This window comes from Rhizobium sp. YTUHZ044, from assembly GCF_051123975.1.
Taxonomy (GTDB): Bacteria; Pseudomonadota; Alphaproteobacteria; order Rhizobiales; family Rhizobiaceae; genus Rhizobium.
Map to the genome: position 1 here is coordinate 105,455 of NZ_CP101430.1, position 18,986 is coordinate 124,440.

14 protein-coding genes and 2 pseudogenes are annotated in these 18,986 nt (G+C 60.5%); 4 read left to right on the top strand and 12 right to left on the bottom strand.

The window, feature by feature from the left end; translation table 11 throughout:
- The 5 genes and pseudogenes from NL154_RS29920 to NL154_RS29940 all read right to left on the bottom strand — a co-directional run.
- Positions 1–660, bottom strand: a complete 660-nt coding sequence (locus NL154_RS29920) for a glutathione S-transferase family protein (protein ID WP_210633334.1) — start codon at positions 658–660, stop codon at positions 1–3.
- Positions 657–1,505 carry an aromatic ring-hydroxylating oxygenase subunit alpha gene (locus tag NL154_RS29925; protein ID WP_210633336.1) on the bottom strand — a complete coding sequence of 283 codons (849 nt, stop codon included), beginning with the start codon at positions 1,503–1,505 and terminating at the stop codon, positions 657–659. Before NL154_RS29925 ends, NL154_RS29920 begins: the two co-directional genes overlap by 4 nt.
- The gene (locus NL154_RS29930; protein WP_434734624.1) at positions 1,502–2,140 is read right to left on the bottom strand and encodes a Rieske 2Fe-2S domain-containing protein; all 639 of its coding nucleotides are present in this window, start codon (positions 2,138–2,140) and stop codon (positions 1,502–1,504) included. The genes NL154_RS29925 and NL154_RS29930 overlap by 4 nt, the downstream gene beginning before the upstream one ends.
- Before the next feature lie 121 nt (positions 2,141–2,261).
- Positions 2,262–2,555 (bottom strand): acylphosphatase, encoded by a 294-nt coding sequence (locus NL154_RS29935; protein ID WP_221147172.1) that lies wholly within the window; start codon positions 2,553–2,555, stop codon positions 2,262–2,264.
- 85 nt (positions 2,556–2,640) lie between these two features.
- A pseudogene (locus NL154_RS29940) lies at positions 2,641–2,754 on the bottom strand (helix-turn-helix domain-containing protein); the annotation flags it as partial.
- A 608-nt stretch (positions 2,755–3,362) separates the two neighbouring features.
- On the opposite strand from NL154_RS29940, the gene NL154_RS29945 reads away from it, so the two are divergent.
- The 3 genes from NL154_RS29945 (at position 3,363) to NL154_RS29955 (ending at position 10,476) form a co-directional block, all read left to right on the top strand.
- Entirely contained in the window at positions 3,363–9,311 is a 5,949-nt protein-coding gene (locus NL154_RS29945; RefSeq protein ID WP_434734625.1) for an AAA family ATPase, read from the top strand.
- 50 nt (positions 9,312–9,361) lie between these two features.
- The gene (locus NL154_RS29950) at positions 9,362–9,988 is read left to right on the top strand and encodes a response regulator transcription factor (protein WP_210633342.1); all 627 of its coding nucleotides are present in this window, start codon (positions 9,362–9,364) and stop codon (positions 9,986–9,988) included.
- A 272-nt stretch (positions 9,989–10,260) separates the two neighbouring features.
- Complete coding sequence (locus NL154_RS29955; RefSeq protein WP_210633343.1) at positions 10,261–10,476, top strand: hypothetical protein; 216 nt, start codon at positions 10,261–10,263, stop codon at positions 10,474–10,476.
- Positions 10,477–10,543: 67 nt separating this feature from the next.
- Here NL154_RS29955 and NL154_RS29960 read toward each other — a convergent pair.
- From NL154_RS29960 to NL154_RS29975, 4 genes and pseudogenes are all read right to left on the bottom strand, one after another.
- Positions 10,544–10,868, bottom strand: a pseudogene (locus NL154_RS29960) (ISNCY family transposase); the annotation flags it as partial.
- A gap of 135 nt (positions 10,869–11,003) precedes the next feature.
- Positions 11,004–11,999 (bottom strand): IS30 family transposase, encoded by a 996-nt coding sequence (locus NL154_RS29965; protein WP_210633345.1) that lies wholly within the window; start codon positions 11,997–11,999, stop codon positions 11,004–11,006.
- A 252-nt stretch (positions 12,000–12,251) separates the two neighbouring features.
- Complete coding sequence (locus NL154_RS29970) at positions 12,252–13,679, bottom strand: ISNCY family transposase (protein ID WP_434733963.1); 1,428 nt, start codon at positions 13,677–13,679, stop codon at positions 12,252–12,254.
- Positions 13,680–13,926: 247 nt separating this feature from the next.
- Complete coding sequence (locus NL154_RS29975; protein WP_210633347.1) at positions 13,927–14,490, bottom strand: threonine transporter RhtB; 564 nt, start codon at positions 14,488–14,490, stop codon at positions 13,927–13,929.
- A gap of 130 nt (positions 14,491–14,620) precedes the next feature.
- Between NL154_RS29975 and NL154_RS29980 the strand changes: the two genes are divergently transcribed.
- Positions 14,621–14,824, top strand: a complete 204-nt coding sequence (locus NL154_RS29980; RefSeq protein ID WP_210633349.1) for a hypothetical protein — start codon at positions 14,621–14,623, stop codon at positions 14,822–14,824.
- A gap of 45 nt (positions 14,825–14,869) precedes the next feature.
- Here the strand turns inward: NL154_RS29980 and NL154_RS29985 are convergent, their stop codons facing one another.
- The 3 genes from NL154_RS29985 to NL154_RS29995 form a co-directional block, all read right to left on the bottom strand.
- The gene (locus NL154_RS29985; protein ID WP_434734631.1) at positions 14,870–16,726 is read right to left on the bottom strand and encodes an ABC transporter transmembrane domain-containing protein; all 1,857 of its coding nucleotides are present in this window, start codon (positions 16,724–16,726) and stop codon (positions 14,870–14,872) included.
- 99 nt (positions 16,727–16,825) lie between these two features.
- Positions 16,826–18,040 (bottom strand): 5-aminolevulinate synthase, encoded by a 1,215-nt coding sequence (gene hemA / locus NL154_RS29990; RefSeq protein WP_210633351.1) that lies wholly within the window; start codon positions 18,038–18,040, stop codon positions 16,826–16,828.
- Between the two features lie 265 nt (positions 18,041–18,305).
- Complete coding sequence (locus NL154_RS29995) at positions 18,306–18,983, bottom strand: CBS domain-containing protein (protein ID WP_434734632.1); 678 nt, start codon at positions 18,981–18,983, stop codon at positions 18,306–18,308.
- Positions 18,984–18,986: the final 3 nt, after the last annotated feature.

The window sequence follows — 18,986 nt, forward strand, 5'->3', positions numbered from 1 at the left end:
TCACGTCTCCTCGTTGACGGGATGAGGGTCGGGTTTCAACTCGTGCAGCCGGTGGATGCCGGGCATTTCGATAAAACCTTCAAGGCTGCGGATGGCGCGCAGCCAAAGCCTAATGTTCGGATAGGGATCGAGCGAGATTCCGCCGTCGGGCGCCAGTGCCACATAAGGGAAACAGGCGATGTCGGCGATCGTCGCACGGTCGCAAGCCAGGAACCGCATGTCGCGGAGCCGCTGCTCAAAGAGGCCGGCTTCGAGCTCGCGCAGCGCCGCGACTCCTTGTGCCTGCAGGACTTCGATATTGCCGGGACGCAGAAGCATCTGATGCAGCCGTGCGCCGCCGAGATTTGTCGTCAGCCGATGCGAAAACGAGAGCCATTGGTGCACCCGCGCGGTCTCCTCAGGCGCGCTCATACCCAGCCAGTCAGGCCCGCTCCGGGCGGCGAGATAGGCGAGCATGGCCGAAGATTCTGTCAGCACCAGATCGCCATCCACGAGGATCGGGATTGAGCCTGCCGGATTGAGGGCCAGAAGCTCAGGACCACGATGTTCCTTGCCGGGATGGAAATCGACCGGCCGGATATCCAGCTCGACGCAGAGGATGGCAGCCATCAGGCGGATCTTGTAACAGCTCGGCGATAGGATGTAGTCGTAGAGCTTCATTGTGCGACCAACTGCGCGCCATAGAGATAATTGTGGCGCTTCAGCCAGCGCCGGTAAGCGATAGAGGTCAGGTCGGCCCTGGTCGGGATTTCCATGCCCGGATCGAGCGGCAGAAGCGCCGGGATCTGGTTTTCGAGGATCGATCGATCCTGCAGGAAAATCATTTGCTGAAAATGGATGAGGTCCGTCATTGGCGTCACGTCGTCGAAGAGGGCCATCCACGGCCATACGTCACAGAGATCTTCGGCAAGCGGCTGGACGAATAGGGTAATGACGTCCCATTCCTCCGGGCGGGGAGGGCAGGTCTTGTAAAGCACCGAGCAGGTCGGGGCAGGCACGCGGTACATATACTCGGTGGTTATTCCGCCGGTCGCCGACTTTGCAGCCTGCGGCTGGTAGAATTTCACCTGCGTCGCCCAGACTTCATCCTCCTTCTCGCGGATCTCGACTTTATAATTTTCGACCTCCGTATGCGGCTCGGCGCCGAGTATATCGGTGTGGACGAAGGGAAAATGCGCAATATCGAGGAAGTTCTCGACTGCTCTCAAGGGGGAACAGCGTACCCGCACGACACCGACATCGACGAAGCGGCGGCCGGGCTGATCCGCTTCGGGAATGGCGAAGAGCTCCTTGGCGGGGGTGCCAAGAGAAGACCAGACATGACCATAACGGACGCGGACGGGCAGGGCACGCCCATCGCCCGATGTGACCCGCGCCGCGCCATCAGCCGTGCGCATCACCTCTATGGGCTCGCCCATCAGAGCAGTCCTGCTTCCTGCACCGGTGAGCTGGCTGAAGAGGCCAACCGGGTACCATTCGTCGATCATCGCACCGGCCCCTTTCATGCGACATCCTTCTGGCGTGTTTCCGCGCGGCGGCGCAGGGCTTCGGCGATGCGGGACGCCGCAATCCGATCTGCGACAGTGCGCTCCCGTTCGACCAGGACATGTATCAGAGTGCATCCGATCTGCGCCGCGGGCAACAGCCGAACCCATGGACGGTCCGCGACTGGGATCAACCCGCTCGCGGCCTTGCCGCCGGCTGCTGCTTCGATTGCCACGATGTCGGCAACAAGCGTCAGCGAGCGTATTGGCGCCAAACCATCCAGGCTTGGCGGCGGCATTGCCGGCTCGCCGACTGCGACCCAGACGATTCCATCTGATTCCTCGACCCGCTGAACTGCCACGCGGATCGTTTCCGGCGGCACAAGGTTTGGATGAGCCGGGATGCGAATGCATCCTCCCGCCGGAGAATAGCTCCAGCCATGATAGATACAGGAGAGCGCCTCGCCCCGCACGAAGCCGTGCGACAGTCGCATCCCGCGATGCGGACAGCGATCCGAAGAAGCTGATGCGCGCCCGGACCGGCTGCGCCAGAGAGCGATCGATCCTGCCGGCGTCCAGGCCGGAATGACGCTTGCCGGAGGCAGATCGGCAGAAAGGGCGACAGGCGTCCAGGAGCCGGTCGTATCGGAAGGCATGACGGTCAATTCCTCAATCTTACCAGTGGGCTGGCGCCTGCGAGCTTGGTGTCGGTGCAACCCCGGTTTCTGACGCTTGCATAAAAAATTCGCATTGGCAACAATGATCAAATTAAGGGCATCAAGTCGGATGGCGTTCCGACTTCGGTGTAGAGATGGGATCTACAATCCTGCGCTGAATCTCGTCGACCCAGACATCGATTGGCCCCAACGAACACGCCATTTCCAGCATGTCGATCAGCTCGACAGGCCCTGCGACCTCGAGTTCGATCCGCTCGGCGCCGGCCTGCAAAAAATCTTGGGAAAGGCCGAGCTTGTCGGCATGGCGGCGTATCCACGGGACGAATGAGGCGGAACTGACGTCGCCAAGGATCGCGATCCGTTCGCGTAGCTCGTTCTGCCGTGATCGTGTCATGGAATTCTCTCGTTCGACCTGCGATAAACAGCATAGCGCTTCGCCGTCTTTGCGAAAGGGGCATAAGGGGCGTTCCTGGATCGTTCGAGCGATCACGGCTGAGGGTGCGTGCAATCTCTGCCTGCCAGATCTTCTTGGCATGCATCTGCGCTATCACTCGGCGTTCGTCCGAACTCAACTGCACGAAAGTGCAGACCATTCCGGGATCGCCCTTGGCGCGATCCGTCTCCCATTGCAGCCGGCGTCGATTATGTTGAGGTAATCGCCGGATTTTCTTGCAGACTTAAAGAGGTTGCGCCGCTCGCTGCCGATAGCTTCCAACGGGATCCGCCGGCATCGAATGCTAGTCTAGCGATGGGTGATCAGCACGAAGAAGGGCGAGCCGATACATCCGGCATAATGGGTCTCGTTTAGGAAATCGGGCGAAAGGGCTAAACAAATATACTTCGGCATAATAGCGGGGGCGCTCCAGGCAGAGTTAATGTTGCAACGGCCCTAAAGCAAAACGCCCTCCCATCACGGGCCGACTTGCCGCGCCGGCGTTTTGCTTGACCGCAAGACCTTCACCCCTGCCGGCGCGGCGCCTCTTATAGCATGAAACCGCATTGCCGCAGCTTTGCTCTTCGCGGACCTGCCTTAACAACACGCACTGGAACCTGAGTCGGGAAGATCAGCAGAGATGCGACCCCCTCAATAATCCGAAGCATAGGCTCGTTGACATGAGAGGAAAGTCGGTGAAGCTTGATTGGGTCTCCGATGCCTGCACCTCCGATCGTATGCGGGCAGCATCGAAGCGAGCGGTGTGCCATGGACGACACGGTCAAAGATGCGCAGAAGACCAGGAAAAACATGTTCGGACGGAAGCGCGCTCTCGCTTCCGTCGGCCAGCAGACTTCGACTGACCTTCGGCACTACGAGCCACAATCATCCTGGAGTGACGGCGATCGCATCTTTACACGAGAGCTGATCCGGAGCGGCAACGGCGCATCAAAAGCCGTTCTGAGGGTGCAGCTTGCAGCCGAACATCCCAGCCGAACCAGCCTCGACAGACTGGCCCACGAATATCGCCTGAAAGACGAACTCGACCGGGAGTGGGCAGCCAAACCGCTGGATTTCACAACGGAAAACGGTCGTGTCGTGCTCGTCCTCGAAGATTGCGGCGGCGTGCCCCTCCCGCAGTTGATGGGACGGCACAGCCATGGCATGGCCGCCGAACTCACCGTCTTTTTGCGTCTTGCCAAGGGCATTGCGGCGGCAGTCGGCAAGGCTCACGGATGCGGCCTCATTCACAGGGACATCAAGCCGGCGAATATATTGGCGGACGAGGCGGAAGGGCGGGTCCGTCTCACGGGCTTCGGAGTGGCGTCGCATCTTTCTCGTGAGCGCCAGGCCGCCGAGCCCCCTGAGGTCATTGCTGGCAGCCTCGCATACATGGCGCCCGAACAGACCGGGCGCATGAACCGGTCGGTGGACTCGCGTAGTGACCTCTACGCCGTCGGCATCACGCTCTACGAAATGATCACCGGCCAGTTGCCGTTCACCGCTTCGGAGCCGATGGAATGGGTGCACTGCCATGTTGCCAAGCGACCGGTGCCGCCGTCCGAGCGTGTCAGAGAGCTACCAGGCGTTATCTCGGCAATCGTGATGAAGCTGCTCGCCAAGAACGCAGAGGAACGCTACCAGACGGCCGCAGGGCTAGAGGCGGATCTGCGACGTGCCCTCGTCCAGAGCGAGAAGCATGGGCGGATTGCAGAATTTCCGCTCGGGACACGCGATGTGCCGGACAGACTGGTGATTCCCGAGCGGCCCTACGGTCGCGAACGCGAAATCGCCGCCCTAACCTCCGCATTCGACCGGGTCGTCGCAGGCGCCGGGCCGACGCTGGTGCTGGTTTCGGGTCATGCCGGCGTGGGCAAATCCATGGTCGTGAATGAGCTCCACCGCGCGCTCGTGCCGCTGCGTGGGCTGTTTGCCTCCGGCAAATTCGACCAGAACCAGCGCCACATTCCTTATGCGAGCGTAGCGCAGGCCCTGCAAGGCCTCGTCCGAGTGCTGCTGGGCAAGAGTGAAGCGGAACTCGCGCCCTGGCGCGCTGCTTTAACCAAAGTACTGGGCGCGAGCGGTCGGCTGCTGGCACCGCTTATTCCGGAACTTGAATCTCTCATCGGCCGGCTTCCGGCGGTTGCGGATCTGCCGCCTCAGGACGCCAAACGCCGCTTCCAATTGAACATTAGGCGCCTACTGCGCGTGTTTGCCACAGCAGAACATCCGCTCACGCTGTTTTTAGACGATCTCCAATGGTTGGACGCAGCAACGCTCGATCTGCTTGAAGATTTGTGCACCCAGCAGGACATGCGTCACCTGCTGCTCATCGGCGCCTATCGCGACAACGAAGTATCGTCCAACCATCCGCTGATCCGCCGGCTGGCAGCGATCCGGGAGGCCGGTGCCCAGGTGCATGAAATCGTGCTGACACCCCTTAGGCTGGAAGATCTGACCCGGATGCTGGCCGACGCTCTTCATTGCGGAAGCAGCCGTGTCCAGCCGCTTGCTCGACTAGTGCACAAGAAGAGCGGAGGCAATCCCTTCTTCGCGCTCCAGTTCCTGAGCACCCTGCCGGACGAAGGCCTGCTGGAATTCAATCGCGAACAGACGCACTGGGATTGGGATCTCGATCGCATAAGAGCCAAAGGCTATACCGATAACGTCGCGGATCTGATGCTAAGCAAGCTGCGGCGCCTGCCCGATATCACGCAGGCTGCCCTGAACATGCTGGCGTGTCTCGGCAATCACGCGGCCGTTGATACCCTGGCTTTGATCAGGAGCGAAAATCACGACGCGGTTCATGCAGCCTTTTGGGCCGCGGCGCGGGCCGGACTCGTGCTGCTTGAAGAGGGGTCATCATACCGCTTCCTGCACGATCGTGTGCAGGAGGCCGCCTATGGGCTGATCCCTGAAGACGAGCGGGCGGCAGCGCATCTTTCCATTGGCCGCCTCCTGCTGATGCATACGCCGCCGCAGGCACTCGAGGAGAATATTTTCGAGATTGTCGGCCAACTCAACTGCGGCGGCGCGCTCATCGCGCCCGGCGAAGAGCGCGAGCGTCTCGCGGACCTGAACCTGCTTGCCACTCGCCGCGCCAAGGCGTCGGCTGCATACGAATCGGCGCTGGCCTATGCCGGCACGGGTGCGGCTTACCTGCCGGACGATGCCTGGGAGCGCCGATACGAACTCGCTTTCGCCCTCGAACTCCACAGGGCCGAATGCGAATTCTTGACTGGGGCACCGGCGGAGGCGCAGGCCCGCCTTGCAGAATTAGCAAGCCGAGCCGCCAGCCTCGCCGATCTGGCCCGCGTCACGCGCCTGCGCGTCGACCTTTTCATGAGCCTGGGTCGGAGCGATCAGGCCATCATATTCGGCCTCGACTACCTGCACCGGGTCGGCATTTCGTGGTCGTCCCACCCGACCAGGAGCCAGGTGCGCCAGGAATACGCGCGGCTTTGGCGACAACTGGGGGGCCGCCCTATCGAAGCGCTGCTTAACTCGCCCCCAATGGCGGACCCTGTCGCGCTCGCGACCATGGACGTTCTGACTTCACTTGTTACTCCGGCCCTGTTTACCAACGAGAATCTGCGCTGCCTCATTATCGGGCGAATGGGCAACCTCAGCCTCAAGCACGGCAACAGCGACACATCGCCTTATGCCTTCACTGCCGTGGGCACGGTGCTCGGGCCGTATTTTGGCAATTATGAAGCCGGTTTTCGGTTCGGCCTGCTGGGACTGGACCTGACGGAACAGCCTGGAATGGAACGCCTGAAGGCACGGGTCTACCTCGCCTTCGGCAACCTTGCGAAATCGTCATCGCGTCATGTCCGCACCGGCCGTGCGCTTGCGCAGCGCGTATTAGAAACGGCACAGCAGGTCGGCGATCTCACCTATGCCGTCTTAAGCCGAAATAATCTTGTGACTTATCTTCTGGCCGCCGGCGAGCCCCTCTCGCAGGTTCAGCGCGATGCGGAAGCCGGCCTGGACTTCGCGCGTCAGGCCGGCTTTGGAGTCGCCGTCGGTTTCATCAGCGGGCAGCTCCAACTCATCCGAACGCTTCGCGGGCTGACGCCAATCTTCGGATGCTTCAACGATGAAGGGTTCGACGAGCAGCAATTCGAACTTAAGACCGACGGCAAGCCGGGCAGTTGCTTGTACTGGATCCGCAAGCTGCAGGCTTGTGTATTTGCCGGGGATACCCTCACAGCACTTTCGGCAGCGGCGAAAGCAGAAAGCCTCCTCTGGATGACTCCTGCTATTTTCGAGCGGGCGGAATATCACTTCTACACAGGCCTTTCATTGGCCTCTGCTTTGCAAGGATCGACGACTGAAACAGCTCATTATCGCAAGGCCATGCGCGCTCACCGCCGCCAGCTCGACACTTGGGCCGCGCACTGCCCGGAGAATTTCGCAAGCCGCGCAAAATTGCTTGGCGCAGAGATCGCCCGCCTGGGAGGCCGCGAGTTGCATGCCGAGCGCCTCTATGAACAGGCGATCCAGTTGGCGCATGCACACGCGCTCCCACACGATGAAGCGATTGCGTATGAGCGCGCTTCCGCCTTTTACCGGGCGCGCGGCTTCGATCAGATTGCTCGCCTCTATCTTCAAAACGCCCGTCGCTGTTATCTCAGTTGGGGAGCCGACGGCAAGGTGCGGCAGCTCGAAGAAGCCTATCCCCAACTGCGCGATGGACAATCGGCACCGGCTGCAACAAGCACGATCGAAGCGCCGATCGAGCATCTCGACCTCGCCACCGTCATCAAGGTGTCGCAAGCCGTTTCCAGCGAAATCGTCGTCGAGAAGCTGATCGATACGGTCCTGCGAATGGCCGTCGAGCAGGCCGGAGCCGAACGTGGCCTTCTGATCCTGTCGCGTGGCGGCGAACCGCGGATTGCCGCTGAGGCGACGATCCACGGCGAAGCGGTCCTCATAGAGTTGCGTAATGAGGCCATCGCCGGCGTGATGCCGGAGTCAGTTCTCAATTACGTCCTGCGTATGCGGGAAATCGTCAGCCTCGACGATGCCTCGGCTGAAAAGGCCTTTGCGGGCGATCCCTATATTCGCTATCGCGCGGCCAGATCCATTCTCTGTTTGCCGCTGATCAATCACGCCAAGCTGATCGGTGCGCTTTATCTGGAAAACACTCTGGCGGGCCGTGTCTTCGCGCCAGGGCGCATTCCGGTGTTGAAGCTGATCGCCTCGCAAGCCGCCAGCACGCTCGAAATAACCGGACTTTACCGAGACCTGGCAGAACGTGAAGCGCGAATAGGCCGGCTTGTCGAAGCGAACATCATCGGAATTTTTATCCGGGATATCGAAGGTCGGATTATCGAGGCCAACGAGGCGTTCCTGCAAATGGTGGGCTACAGCCGTGACGAACTCTTGGCCGGTCAGATCATCGATAAAGAGCTGACGCCGCCGGAATGGCGCGAGCGTGACGCCGAAGCCGAGGCCGAGCTGAGAGTGACCGGCAGCGCCCGCCCCTTTGAAAAGGAGTATCAGCGAAAGGATGGCGGTCACGTACCCGTGATGATCGGTGAGGCAAGTTTCGAGGGGGCCGGGAGCCAGGCCGTGGCCTTCGTGCTCGACCTGTCCGAGAGCAAGCGAGCAGAGGAGAGGCTTCGAGCAAGCGAAACTCGTTTTCGGACCTTCGTCGACCATGCCACCGATGCCTTTTTCCTCCATACGGATGATCTGATCGTCATAGACGTCAACCGCCAAGCCTGTGAAAGCCTCGGTTACACCCGGGAGGAATTGATTGGCATGCACCCGCGCGACTTTGACGGCGCTATCGACGAAAAGGCTCTTGCGACATTGGTGGATCGCGTCGACGCAGGACAGCCAATGACTTTCGAAACGCTCCACCGGCGTAAGGACGGAACAACGTTTCCGGTCGAGGTTCGCGTCGGCAAATTCCAACAGGAAGGGCAATGGTTTCGTCTTTCGCTGGCGCGTGACATCACCGACCGCAGGCAAGCCGAGGATGCTATTCAGCTTGCGCGAGCAGAACTTGCCCATGTAAGCAGGCTCACCACCATGGGAGAACTTGTAGCCTCCATCGCCCACGAGGTCAGACAGCCGCTCACCGGGCTGGTCAGCAGCGGCAATGCCTGCCTTCGCTATCTCGACGCGGATCCTCGTGACATCGTCTCCGCCCGTCGCGCCATCGAGCGCATGATCAGCGACGCTTTTCGCGCATCCGAGGTCATCGACCGGATTCGGGCAATGGCGAAGAAATCACCCGAACGCCGGGACCGGCTGAACATCAACGATATCGTGTCCGAGACGATTGCGCTGGTGTCCACGGACCTCGAACGCAGTGCGGTGTCGCTTCGTACAAACCTTACCGACGGCTTGCCCCCGATCGTGGGGGACCAAGTGCAGATCCAGCAGGTGATCCTGAACCTTATCATGAACGCCAACGACGCGATGGCGGCGATGCCAAAAGGAGCGCGCGAACTCATCGTGAGCACTGAAAAGGCAGCACCCAATACCGTTTTAGTGGCAGTCCGCGATAGCGGCCCTATCCTCGACCTGGCGAAGATCGGCGATATATTCGAGGCGTTCTACAGTACCAAACCCAAGGGTATGGGCATGGGCCTGACGATCAGTCGTTCGATCATAGAGGCTCACAAAGGCCAACTCTGGGCCACGCCAAACGCGCCCCACGGTGCCATTTTTCAGTTTACATTACCAACCGAGGAGAAATAATGATCCATGTCCGGGGCGGCGCCTGACCGGCGCGAAACTTGGGGACATGGATGAAGGAGATTGTCTACATCATTGATGATGACGCATCTGTCCGCGAAGGCCTCGGCGATCTCCTGCGCTCGGTTGGACTTGAGGTACTGACATTCGCTTCCAGCCAGGAGTTTTTGGACAGCAAGCGCCCTGACGTTCCGGGCTGTATCATTCTCGATGTAAGGCTGCCGGGGCGGAGCGGCCTGGAATTTCAGAGCATGCTCACTTCCCTTGGAATTGAGCTTCCGGTCATTTTTATCAGTGCCCACAGCGACATTCCGATCTCTGTGCGGGCGATGAAAGCCGGCGCCATCGAATTCCTGACGAAGCCGCTGCGCGAGCAGGAATTGCTCGATGCCGCCTATGCCGGGATCGAGCGCGACTGCGCTCGGAGGCAGGAAGTCGCGCTCATTGCCGAGCTGCGGTCCCGCTATGATTCCTTGACGCCGCGCGAGCGCGAGATCATGAACCTGGTGGTCGCGGGCAGCGTCAACAAGCAAATCGCTGCTCAAGTGGGCTTGAGCGAGGTAACGGTCAAGGTTCATCGCGGCCACGTCATGCAGAAGATGCAGGCGAGATCTCTCGTTGACCTGGTCCGGATGGCGGACAGCCTCGGATTGACGACGAAGCCGGCGTGGGTCCGGTAGGCTCACATATCTAGACCAAAGTATCGGGCGCCTGCCACGGGTGGATAGTCGGGGCTTCAATTCGGCTGGTCGCTTATCTCATTCGGCAATACGTTCCGAAGGCCGTCGGCTCTATCCTCTTACCAGCTGAAAAAACATGCAGAGACAAGACGGACGTTATCACGTCTCGGTGCAAGAATCTGCGTCGGGTCGGCGCATCCCTACCATTGGACGGACGCTCATCGATGTTGACGCAACGCGAATAACCGAAAGATCGTGGAAAGGTATGATCCATGCAAAACCAAAGATACGCCCTGCAGAAGAACCTGAACATCTACTGGACGGTAATCGATACGGTTTCAGACCGGAAAGCTCTCGTCGATGGCTTCGTTATGGACATGCTTACCGCCGATGAGGGCGAAGAATTGGTCAACATGCTGAACCGTGCAGAATCTCATGCTATCCTTGCGCCTGCCGAGATGGAGCACCGCGATCGAAGACGACAGTAACTGTTCGATCGCCATCGTATGGCGAACCGGCCGTCATCGTCGGTCGCTCGAGCGTGCAGTCCCGGCGAAAGGCGCTCCAAGAGCACGAACCGCAACACTGCATCAACTTGCCTGTCGCATCATCGACAAACACCAACAGCGAGCACGGATCTCGACGATCTGAAACCAGCGGTGCTCGGCCCCGTCGATCTGCACCGGCTCGCCACAGGCTTCGCGCCGTAATCGTGGCTGATGAAACGTGCGCCGTGGCTTGCGCGACAGCCATAATCTCCGACATCCAGCCGCAACTTCCCGCGCGACACACGCAATCTATCGCGCTCGGCAAGCTTCTCGGCCGCCAGCGTCGGGCCGAAGCCCGCATGACGTTCACGAACCAGCGTCAGCGCATAGTCTCAAAGCTAAAGCCGATGGTGCCACGAACCCGTCCCGATCTGATCTTGCAACCCGGACCAGCGCTCAGATCGGGGCTGGTCGGCGCAATCACCGCAGGATCATTCATGAAATCCGTCCTCCGCCCCGGCTTGCCGTCATTTGTTCACTTCACGCCTGAACACTTCAGCTGGGGTGCGGAACCCAAGGCATTTTCTCGGCGTACTGTTCAACCGATCGATCAGTGATCGTATCGATTCATCAGGAACGGACAGGACAGCAGTATCCCTCGGCAGGTAACGCCGAATCCGCCGATTCATGTTCTCAACGGAGCCTTTTTGCCAGGGCGCAGACGGATCGCAGAACCATGCATCGGTTCCCATTCCTTGCTTCAGTCGCCGCCAGGAGACGAATTCAAATCCGCGATCAAACGTCAAACTTTGCCGGGCATGCCTGGGCAGGGGGCTGAGCACGTTGATGAGCCGCTCCATGATCGGCTTGGACTGCCGGTCGTTGTTCTTGAACAGCATGGTGAACCGGCTCATCCGCTCGACAACCGTTGCCACATTGGCATTGCCCTGAACCCTTTCGAAGATCATCAGATCGGCTTCCCAGTGACCGAATTCCTTGCGATCGTTGATGGCTTCCGGCCGATGTTTGATCGAACGCTCATCTGGAAAGACCGGGTTCTGCGGTTTGCGAGCATATCTCGGCCGGCGCTTTCTCCGCCGTTCCGGAAGAAGCCGCGCCAGTTGCTGCCGTTGTCCTTCCGGTGAATAGACATATCGGTAGATCGTCTCGTGACAGACGCTTGCCTTGGCCGCTGGTTCGATCTTCAGTCGTCCAGCAATCTGTTCCGGCGACCAGCCGGATTCCAACTTTCCGATCACTTCGTTCCGCAGATCCTCGCGACGAAAGAGCTTGCCGATCCGCCGGCGCCTGTCGCGCGCCATGTCGTTGGCGGTCATCGCCCAGTAGCCCTCGGCATCGGGGAATTCCTGATCGTGCCAGTAGTTGCGTTTGATCTCCCGGGAGATGGTCGCGCGGTCCCGGCCGAGGCGCCTGGCGATCTCAGACTGGCTAAACTTCTGATCCAACATCCTGGAAATCGATCGGCGTTCGTCAAAACTCAAATGCGAAAAGGTACGGATCAAACCATGGCTCCCGAAAAGCAGGCAGCTTAGCGCCTTTGTTGCAGTTCGAGATAGAATGTGCCCCGCTACAGGCGATTGTCAAAGCTGATTAGAGATGCGGCGCCGCTGGCCAGTTAGAATTGCGACGCTCTGGCTGTCCCGGCCCTGCCGGTCAGCCCCCGATCCGACCGGCTGGGCCGGATTGCAGGGAGGAGCGGGGGCGGGTAGGACGCACCCCTTCGGCTTTAGCTTTGAGACTATGTCCCTCACCCTTCATTCCGCAGCTTCCATCCGCGCCAGCGCCTTCTGTCGTTTGGCAATCACCTCCGGATCGTTCATGAAGTCCGTCCGCCGGCCGGGCTTGCGGCCACACTTCTGATAACCATTTCCCTGGCTGCCATCCGGTATCCCAAACATATGATCCGTCTGACCGGTGCGGCGAGGGCCGCTTTTACTGCGCTGCAGTTCCCGTCCAGCCTGCAGCTCAGCGACGATCGAAAGCATGTCGTCCAAACGCTTGTTCTCGACGACCTCCGGCCGGTGGATCGACCGCAATGTGTCGAAGGTTCTGTAGGGCAGGGTAAAACTCTCGTGCATGATCTCGAGGCGGCCGTCCGGGTAGTCGCAAACGACGACCTTCTTACCCGCCAGGGGCCTGGAAAGCTCCGTCGGATCGAGAATGAACAAGACCTTGTCGTAGCGGAGCGTCAGGGACTGCGACAGCGTGCGGACCTCCTTCCGGCACATGGCACCATCGAGGTTCTCATGATCGGCCACAGGACGATGCATGTCCTTCGGATTGCGCGGCGGTTTGCCAAAACGGACATTGAAATCCTCGATAAACGCCGGTGCATAGAGGTTTGCGGCCTCGATCGTGTCGATGCCGCGAAGCCGCAGTTCCTTCACCAGCCGATCCTGCAGCGTCTGATTGGCTCGTTCGACGCGTCCCTTGGCCTGCGGGGTGTTGGCGCAGATGATGTCGATGTTGAGCTCATAAAGCGCTCGCCCGAACTGCGTCAGGCCGCTCGTCCGGTCTTTCTCCGACGCATGGATCGAACGAAAGACACCATGCTTGTCGCTGTAGAACGCCAGAGGCTTGCCCCATTGCTGCAGATAGGCCTTCGTCGCATGCAAGTAATCGAACGTGTTCTCCGATCCGGCAAACCGCAGATGTAAGAGCTTGCCGGTAGCATCGTCGATGTAGACGAGCAGGGCGCACTTGGGGCCGCGGTTCTCGAACCACCAGTGATGCGAGCCATCGATCTGGACGAGCTCGCCGAGACAATCCCGCCGGCCGCGCGGCTGGAAAACCCGCTTCTTACGTTCGCGCCGCGAGATCCAGATGCCAGCCTCGGTCATCCATTGGCGCAGCGTCTCCTTGGCGACCGAAATCTGATGCAGTTCGATCAGCTTCTCGCGCGCCAGCGTCGGACCGAAATCCAGATAGCGTTCGCGGATCAGATCCAGCGCCGCATTGCGAAAATCCTCGCTGTGGCGCCGATTGCTCGGTCGGGATCGCTTCTTCGAAACCAGGCCGGCTTCACCGAAACGGTCATAGTCCCGCAGCAGCCGATGAACCTGACTTCGACTGAGATCAAGCAACTCGGCGGCCTGGATAATGCTCAGGCGCCGGTCGCGGATCTTCTGAATGACTTCGAGGCGATGCAACTCTTTCTGCGACATGGTGATCAAACAGGACATCACGACTCCGACCGCTCATGGTCTCGACCAGGCTGAAGGTCGTCATCCTTGCTCCCAACGTTGGCGTTGACCAGAACGTCGAGAGGCGAGACTGTCGCATCTCTAACTGGCCCAACTGTCGCATTACTAAATAGCCGATACAGCGATTTCTGGCGTAATCGACATTATGGAACAACGGCCTTTGCCAGCCGCACCAAGGGCTTGCGCAGGCAGTCGCTCCGCCGCGCGCAGCGCAACAGCGCGGGTTTCATCCGCCAAGGGCGCTGAACGTCAGCACGGCGGAGAATGCGACGAGGGTTGCGGATCCGCACCGCCGGGCAAATGGCGGTATCCGTTTTTCACGTCCGAGGATGAGCCTGCCGATCGACAGCCAGATCGAGGAGACTGCCAGGACCACCGATGCGAGAATGGCGATGGATCCTGTCAAAGGCACCTCCTGCGCGGGAGGCACCATCGTCAATCCGATGATCAGCGCTTTGGGATTTAACAGCGTCGTCACGGCCAGCTGCCGCACGCGCACAGCCTCGACAGGGCTCGATCCGATGCCCCAGAGCCGCAGCGCCAGGTACAAAACCCAGGTCGCCGAGACAAGTTTGACGCCTTGCGAAACCAGAGGGTGGTCGCGGAGAAAAGAACCGGCCAGACCGGCCGCCGGAAGGACGATCGCAAGATATGCGGACATGACGGTGGCGAGCAGGGCGATCGCGCGTCCGAAGGTCAGCCCCTGAGATGCCATCGCCAAAATGGCGTTGGTCGGTCCGGGCAGGATGAGAAGCGTGAAAACGCCCGCTGCGAAAGGCAGAAGATGCACTGTTACGGTCTCCGGGTTTCTTCCGCATCTTGCACGGCCGCGCCTGCCGGTCGTTGACAGAGATCATTTGCGGGACGGAACATTCCGGGCACCCCCGACGTTTATTGCGGTTATGTCAGAGGTGGGCGCCATGCCCGGCATGATCAGGTTCATACTCACTCGATTGGCCACGGGCTTTGCAATCGGAAGCGCCGTGGGGTTCTTCGTCTGGCAGAACGGTTTTGCCGCGGCAGGCGGGCCGCAAAATTATCTCGCTCAGGGCCTGTTCATCTACCTCTTTGCGAGCACAATCGGCATGGGTTATCTCGCGACGGCTCTCCTCCTGGAAGAATAGCGCCGGAAGATCAAAGTCCCGTTGCGCGGACGCCGGATGATGTCATCACGCTGCGTGCTGTTCCGGTTCAAGACCGGCCGGAATCTTGAACTGCAGTTCCGCCAGGCGCGTATAAAGGCCGCCTTGGCGCATGAGCGAGGCGTGAGTCCCCTCTTCTACGATCTTGCCCTTGTCCATCACCAGAATCCTGTCCGCCTTGAGCACGGTGGCGAGCCTGTGCGCGATCACGATGGTGGTCCGTGCCTCCATCAATTCCTCCAGGCCGCGCTGCACGAGCGCCTCGTTTTCCGCGTCCAGCGATGCGGTTGCCTCGTCCAGGAGCAGGATCGGAGCGTTCCTGAGCATGGCCCGTGCGATGGCCAGTCTCTGCCTCTGTCCGCCCGACAGCGTCAGCCCACGCTCGCCGAGAACCGAACCGTAGCCGTTCGGCAGCTTCGTGACGAAACCATGCGCCTGCGCCTTGATCGACGCGGCGATCACATCTTCGCGCAGCGCGTCCGGCTTTCCGAACGCAATGTTGTCGTAAACGGAGGCGGCAAACATCGTCACCTCCTGCGGGACAATGGCGATTTCCTTGCGCAGGGTCTGCGGGGAGATCAGGGCAAGCTCCCTGCCATCGATGGAAATGCTGCCCGCCTGGTTTTCGTAGAAGCCGAGGAGCAGGGAGAAAACGGTGCTCTTTCCGGATCCGGAAGGGCCGACCAGGGCGACGGTTTCGCCTGGCGAAACGCGGAAGGAAAGTCCGCTCAGAACCTCCTTTTCCGGTGCGCCCGGATAGGAAAAGCGCACGTCATGCAGTTCCATGCCCCCCTGGGTGGGGGTCCGGAGCGACGTGCAGGTGTGCGGTTCGCGCTCGTCAGTCTGTTCGTTCAGCAGTTCGAACAGCCGTCCGGCGGCGCCGGCTGCCTGCGAAAGTTCTCCCCAGACCTCCGACAGTGAGCCGAGAGAACCGGCTGCGATCACCGCGTAGATGAGAAATTGGCTCAGGCTGCCAGGCGAGAGCGTTCCCGCCAGCACCTTATGAGCCCCCAGCCACAGCACGCCGACGACGCTGACGAAGACCAGCGTGATGGCAATGGCGGTCAGCAAGGCTCTTGCCCGGGAGGCCGCAACCACCCGGTCGAAGGACAGGTCGACATCGCGCCCATATCTCTGCCCCGCAGCATCTTCGCCGTTGAATGCCTGCACGGTGCGGCTTGCCGCAATGATCTCGCTTGCATAGGCCGAAGCCTCGGCAAGCGCATCCTGTGCGACACGGGATTTCTTCCGCACCGAGCGACCGAACAGGACGAGAGGAGCCACCACCAGGGGAATGGCCCCGAGAGCGATGGCCGACAGGCCGGGACTGGTCACGAACATCATGGCAAGGGCGCCGAGGCAGAGGATTGAATTTCTCAAAGCCACCGATGCCGTGAGACTGACGGCGGATTTGATCTGGGTCGCATCTGCCACGAGGCGCGAGGCAATTTCGCCTGAGCGGTTTCGATCGAAGAATGCCGCAGGAAGCCGGATGATATGGTGGAAGACCTCGAGGCGAAGGTCGGTGACCAGCCGCTCTCCCAATGTGGTGACGAAGTAGTAGCGCGCCGCACTTGCGATTGCCAGCGCGACGGCGAGCGCGATCAGCATGAGAAAATAGCGATTGATGAAGGCTCCGTCCGCCTGGTTGAAGCCGTGATCGACCATGCGCCGCACAGCCATCGGCAGGGCGAGCGAGATGAGAGCTGCGGATGTGAGCGCCAGAAGTGCGCAAACCGAGAGCGACCTATGTGGGCGAAGACGCGGAAGCAGGCTGAAGAGCGGAGTGAATGTCCGATTCCGCGAATCTTTCCCGCCGTCCTTGCCGATGGCGGAGGCTATTTCTGGTGAAATGGCGGCTTGCCAGTCATGCGGGGCTATCATCAACGCCGTTGTCTCCTCGGTGCTTGCTTCACTTTTTGTCCCGCGAGCGGCGACTTATCTCTTTGATCGCGGTCAATCTCGTGCATCTTTCCCCTGTGCTCAGGCTACCATCCGCGCCAGCGCGCAGCGCGACCAAAGCGAATGCAGGGCGTCGACCAGATGGGCGATATCGGCGTCGGAATGCAGCGGTGTCGGCGTGATGCGCAGCCGCTCGGTCTTCTTCGGCACGGTGGGATAGTTGATCGGCTGGACATAGACGCCGCAATTGTCGAGCAGCAGGTCGGAGATCCACTTGCACTTGGCGGCATCGCCGACCATCACCGGCACGATATGGCTGGGATTGTGCATATGCGGAATGCCGCGCTGGTCGAGCAGCGCGCGCAGCTTGCGCACCCGGTCCTGATGGCGTGCGCGCTCGAACTGGCTGACCTTCAGGTGCTGGATCGAGGCGACCGCACCGGCGGCGAGCGCCGGCGGCAGCGCCGTGGTGAAGATGAAGCCGGAGGCGAACGAGCGGATGAAATCGCACAGCGCCGCCGAGGCGGCGATATAGCCGCCCATCACCCCGAAGGCCTTGCCGAGCGTGCCCTCGATCACCGTCAGCCGGTCCATCAGCCCCTCGCGCTCGGCAATGCCGCCGCCGCGCGGGCCGTACATGCCGACCGCATGCACCTCGTCGAGATAGGTCATCGCGCCGTATTTGTCGGCGAGATCGCAGATCTCCCTGATCGGGGCGATGTCACCATCCATCGAATAGACGCTCTCGAAGGCGATCAGCTTCGGCGCCTGCGGATCGGCGGCGGCGAGCTTGGCTTCGAGATCGGCGACGTCATTGTGTTTCCAGATCACCTTGTCGCACTTGGCATGGCGGATGCCTTCGATCATCGAGGCATGGTTGAGCGCATCGGAGAAGATGATCAGGCCGGGGATTTTCGCGCCGAGCGTGCCGAGCGCCGCCCAGTTGGAGACATAGCCGGAGGTGAAGATCAGTGCGGATTCCTTGCCGTGCAGATCGGCAAGCTCACGCTCGAGCAGGACGTGGTAATGGTTGGTGCCAGAAATATTCCGGGTGCCTCCCGCACCCGCGCCACAGTGGTCGATGGCGGCCTTCATCGCCTCGATCACCTTCGGGTTCTGGCCCATGCCGAGATAGTCGTTGGAGCACCAGACCGTGACTTCCTTCTCGCCATCGGCCGTATGGCGCGTCGCCCGCGGGAAATTGCCGCGGTGACGCTCGAGATCGGCAAAAACGCGGTAGCGGCCCTCGGCATGAAGCCCGTCCAGCTCGTTTTTGAAAAATGCTTCGAAATCCATCATATGCTCCCTTTTGCACGGTCAAGCGATACATCGGGGCAGCCGGTCGGTATTTGATCTCCGTCAAGTTCGGCGCAAGTCGCCTGCTTCGCCGAGCCCGGCGCGATTGACTTTCATCAAAGAGGAAGCCCGGCGGCCGGGCTAAAGTCACAGGGCGAGTCGGAGTTTCCGTGTCAAGCAGGGAGGTTGACAGATGGCTTGCTCGATCTTGACAGATCGAGCAAGCCTCCTCGTCATTTGGCGCGATGAGGGCGCGCCAAAGCTTTCAATCCTGGGTTTGAACAGGCGATACGAGCAGGCAATCCTTATAGCCGGCAATCCCGCCAAGGCCCTCGATGAGAACCTTGATCGCCCTGCGCTTGAGCTCGGATTCCACCTGACCGTCGACAGTCACCTGCCCGTTCCGGACGGACACCTGGACTTTTTGCGGCGTGAGACCGAGATCCGATCTCAGCCGGGTTCGCACCGCCAGCCTGATGGCCTCGTCTCCCCGCGGCAATACGGTCGTCGGCGCTTCGGCAATGACACGCAAGATATCCCGTCGGCTCACGATCCCGACCAGACGTTCGTCATCGACGATCGGCAGCCGTTTGATGCGATGCACCTGCAGGCTTTCGGCGATGTCCGAGAGTTCGCTGTCCGGTCGGGCGACGATGACATCTTGGGACATGATGTCCGCCACACACCATCCGTTGCTGCCGATGTAACGTTCGAGATCGATCTCGGAAATCAGCTCCGGCGCTCGCGCCGGTCGGGGAGAAAAGCGGACCTCCCGGCGTAAAAGCAGATCGCCTTCCGTGATCATGCCACAGACGCGGCCGTGGTCGTCAACGACGGGAAGGCCGCTGACGTGATTTTGCAGCATCATCGCGACCGCATGGCGCACGCTGACCACCGGGCTGATCGAAACCACATTCGTGGTCATTATATCCCTCGCTTGCATGGT

Coding starts and splice junctions, on each gene's coding strand:
- NL154_RS29920 (WP_210633334.1), bottom strand. CDS start 660: ATGAAGCTCTACGACTACATCCTATCGCCGAGCTGTTACAAGATCCGC.
- NL154_RS29925 (WP_210633336.1), bottom strand. CDS start 1,505: ATGAAAGGGGCCGGTGCGATGATCGACGAATGGTACCCGGTTGGCCTC.
- NL154_RS29930 (WP_434734624.1), bottom strand. CDS start 2,140: ATGCCTTCCGATACGACCGGCTCCTGGACGCCTGTCGCCCTTTCTGCC.
- NL154_RS29935 (WP_221147172.1), bottom strand. CDS start 2,555: ATGACACGATCACGGCAGAACGAGCTACGCGAACGGATCGCGATCCTT.
- NL154_RS29945 (WP_434734625.1), top strand. CDS start 3,363: ATGGACGACACGGTCAAAGATGCGCAGAAGACCAGGAAAAACATGTTC.
- NL154_RS29950 (WP_210633342.1), top strand. CDS start 9,362: ATGAAGGAGATTGTCTACATCATTGATGATGACGCATCTGTCCGCGAA.
- NL154_RS29955 (WP_210633343.1), top strand. CDS start 10,261: ATGCAAAACCAAAGATACGCCCTGCAGAAGAACCTGAACATCTACTGG.
- NL154_RS29970 (WP_434733963.1), bottom strand. CDS start 13,679: ATGTCCTGTTTGATCACCATGTCGCAGAAAGAGTTGCATCGCCTCGAA.
- NL154_RS29980 (WP_210633349.1), top strand. CDS start 14,621: ATGCCCGGCATGATCAGGTTCATACTCACTCGATTGGCCACGGGCTTT.
- NL154_RS29985 (WP_434734631.1), bottom strand. CDS start 16,726: ATGATAGCCCCGCATGACTGGCAAGCCGCCATTTCACCAGAAATAGCC.
- hemA (WP_210633351.1), bottom strand. CDS start 18,040: ATGGATTTCGAAGCATTTTTCAAAAACGAGCTGGACGGGCTTCATGCC.
- NL154_RS29995 (WP_434734632.1), bottom strand. CDS start 18,983: ATGCAAGCGAGGGATATAATGACCACGAATGTGGTTTCGATCAGCCCG.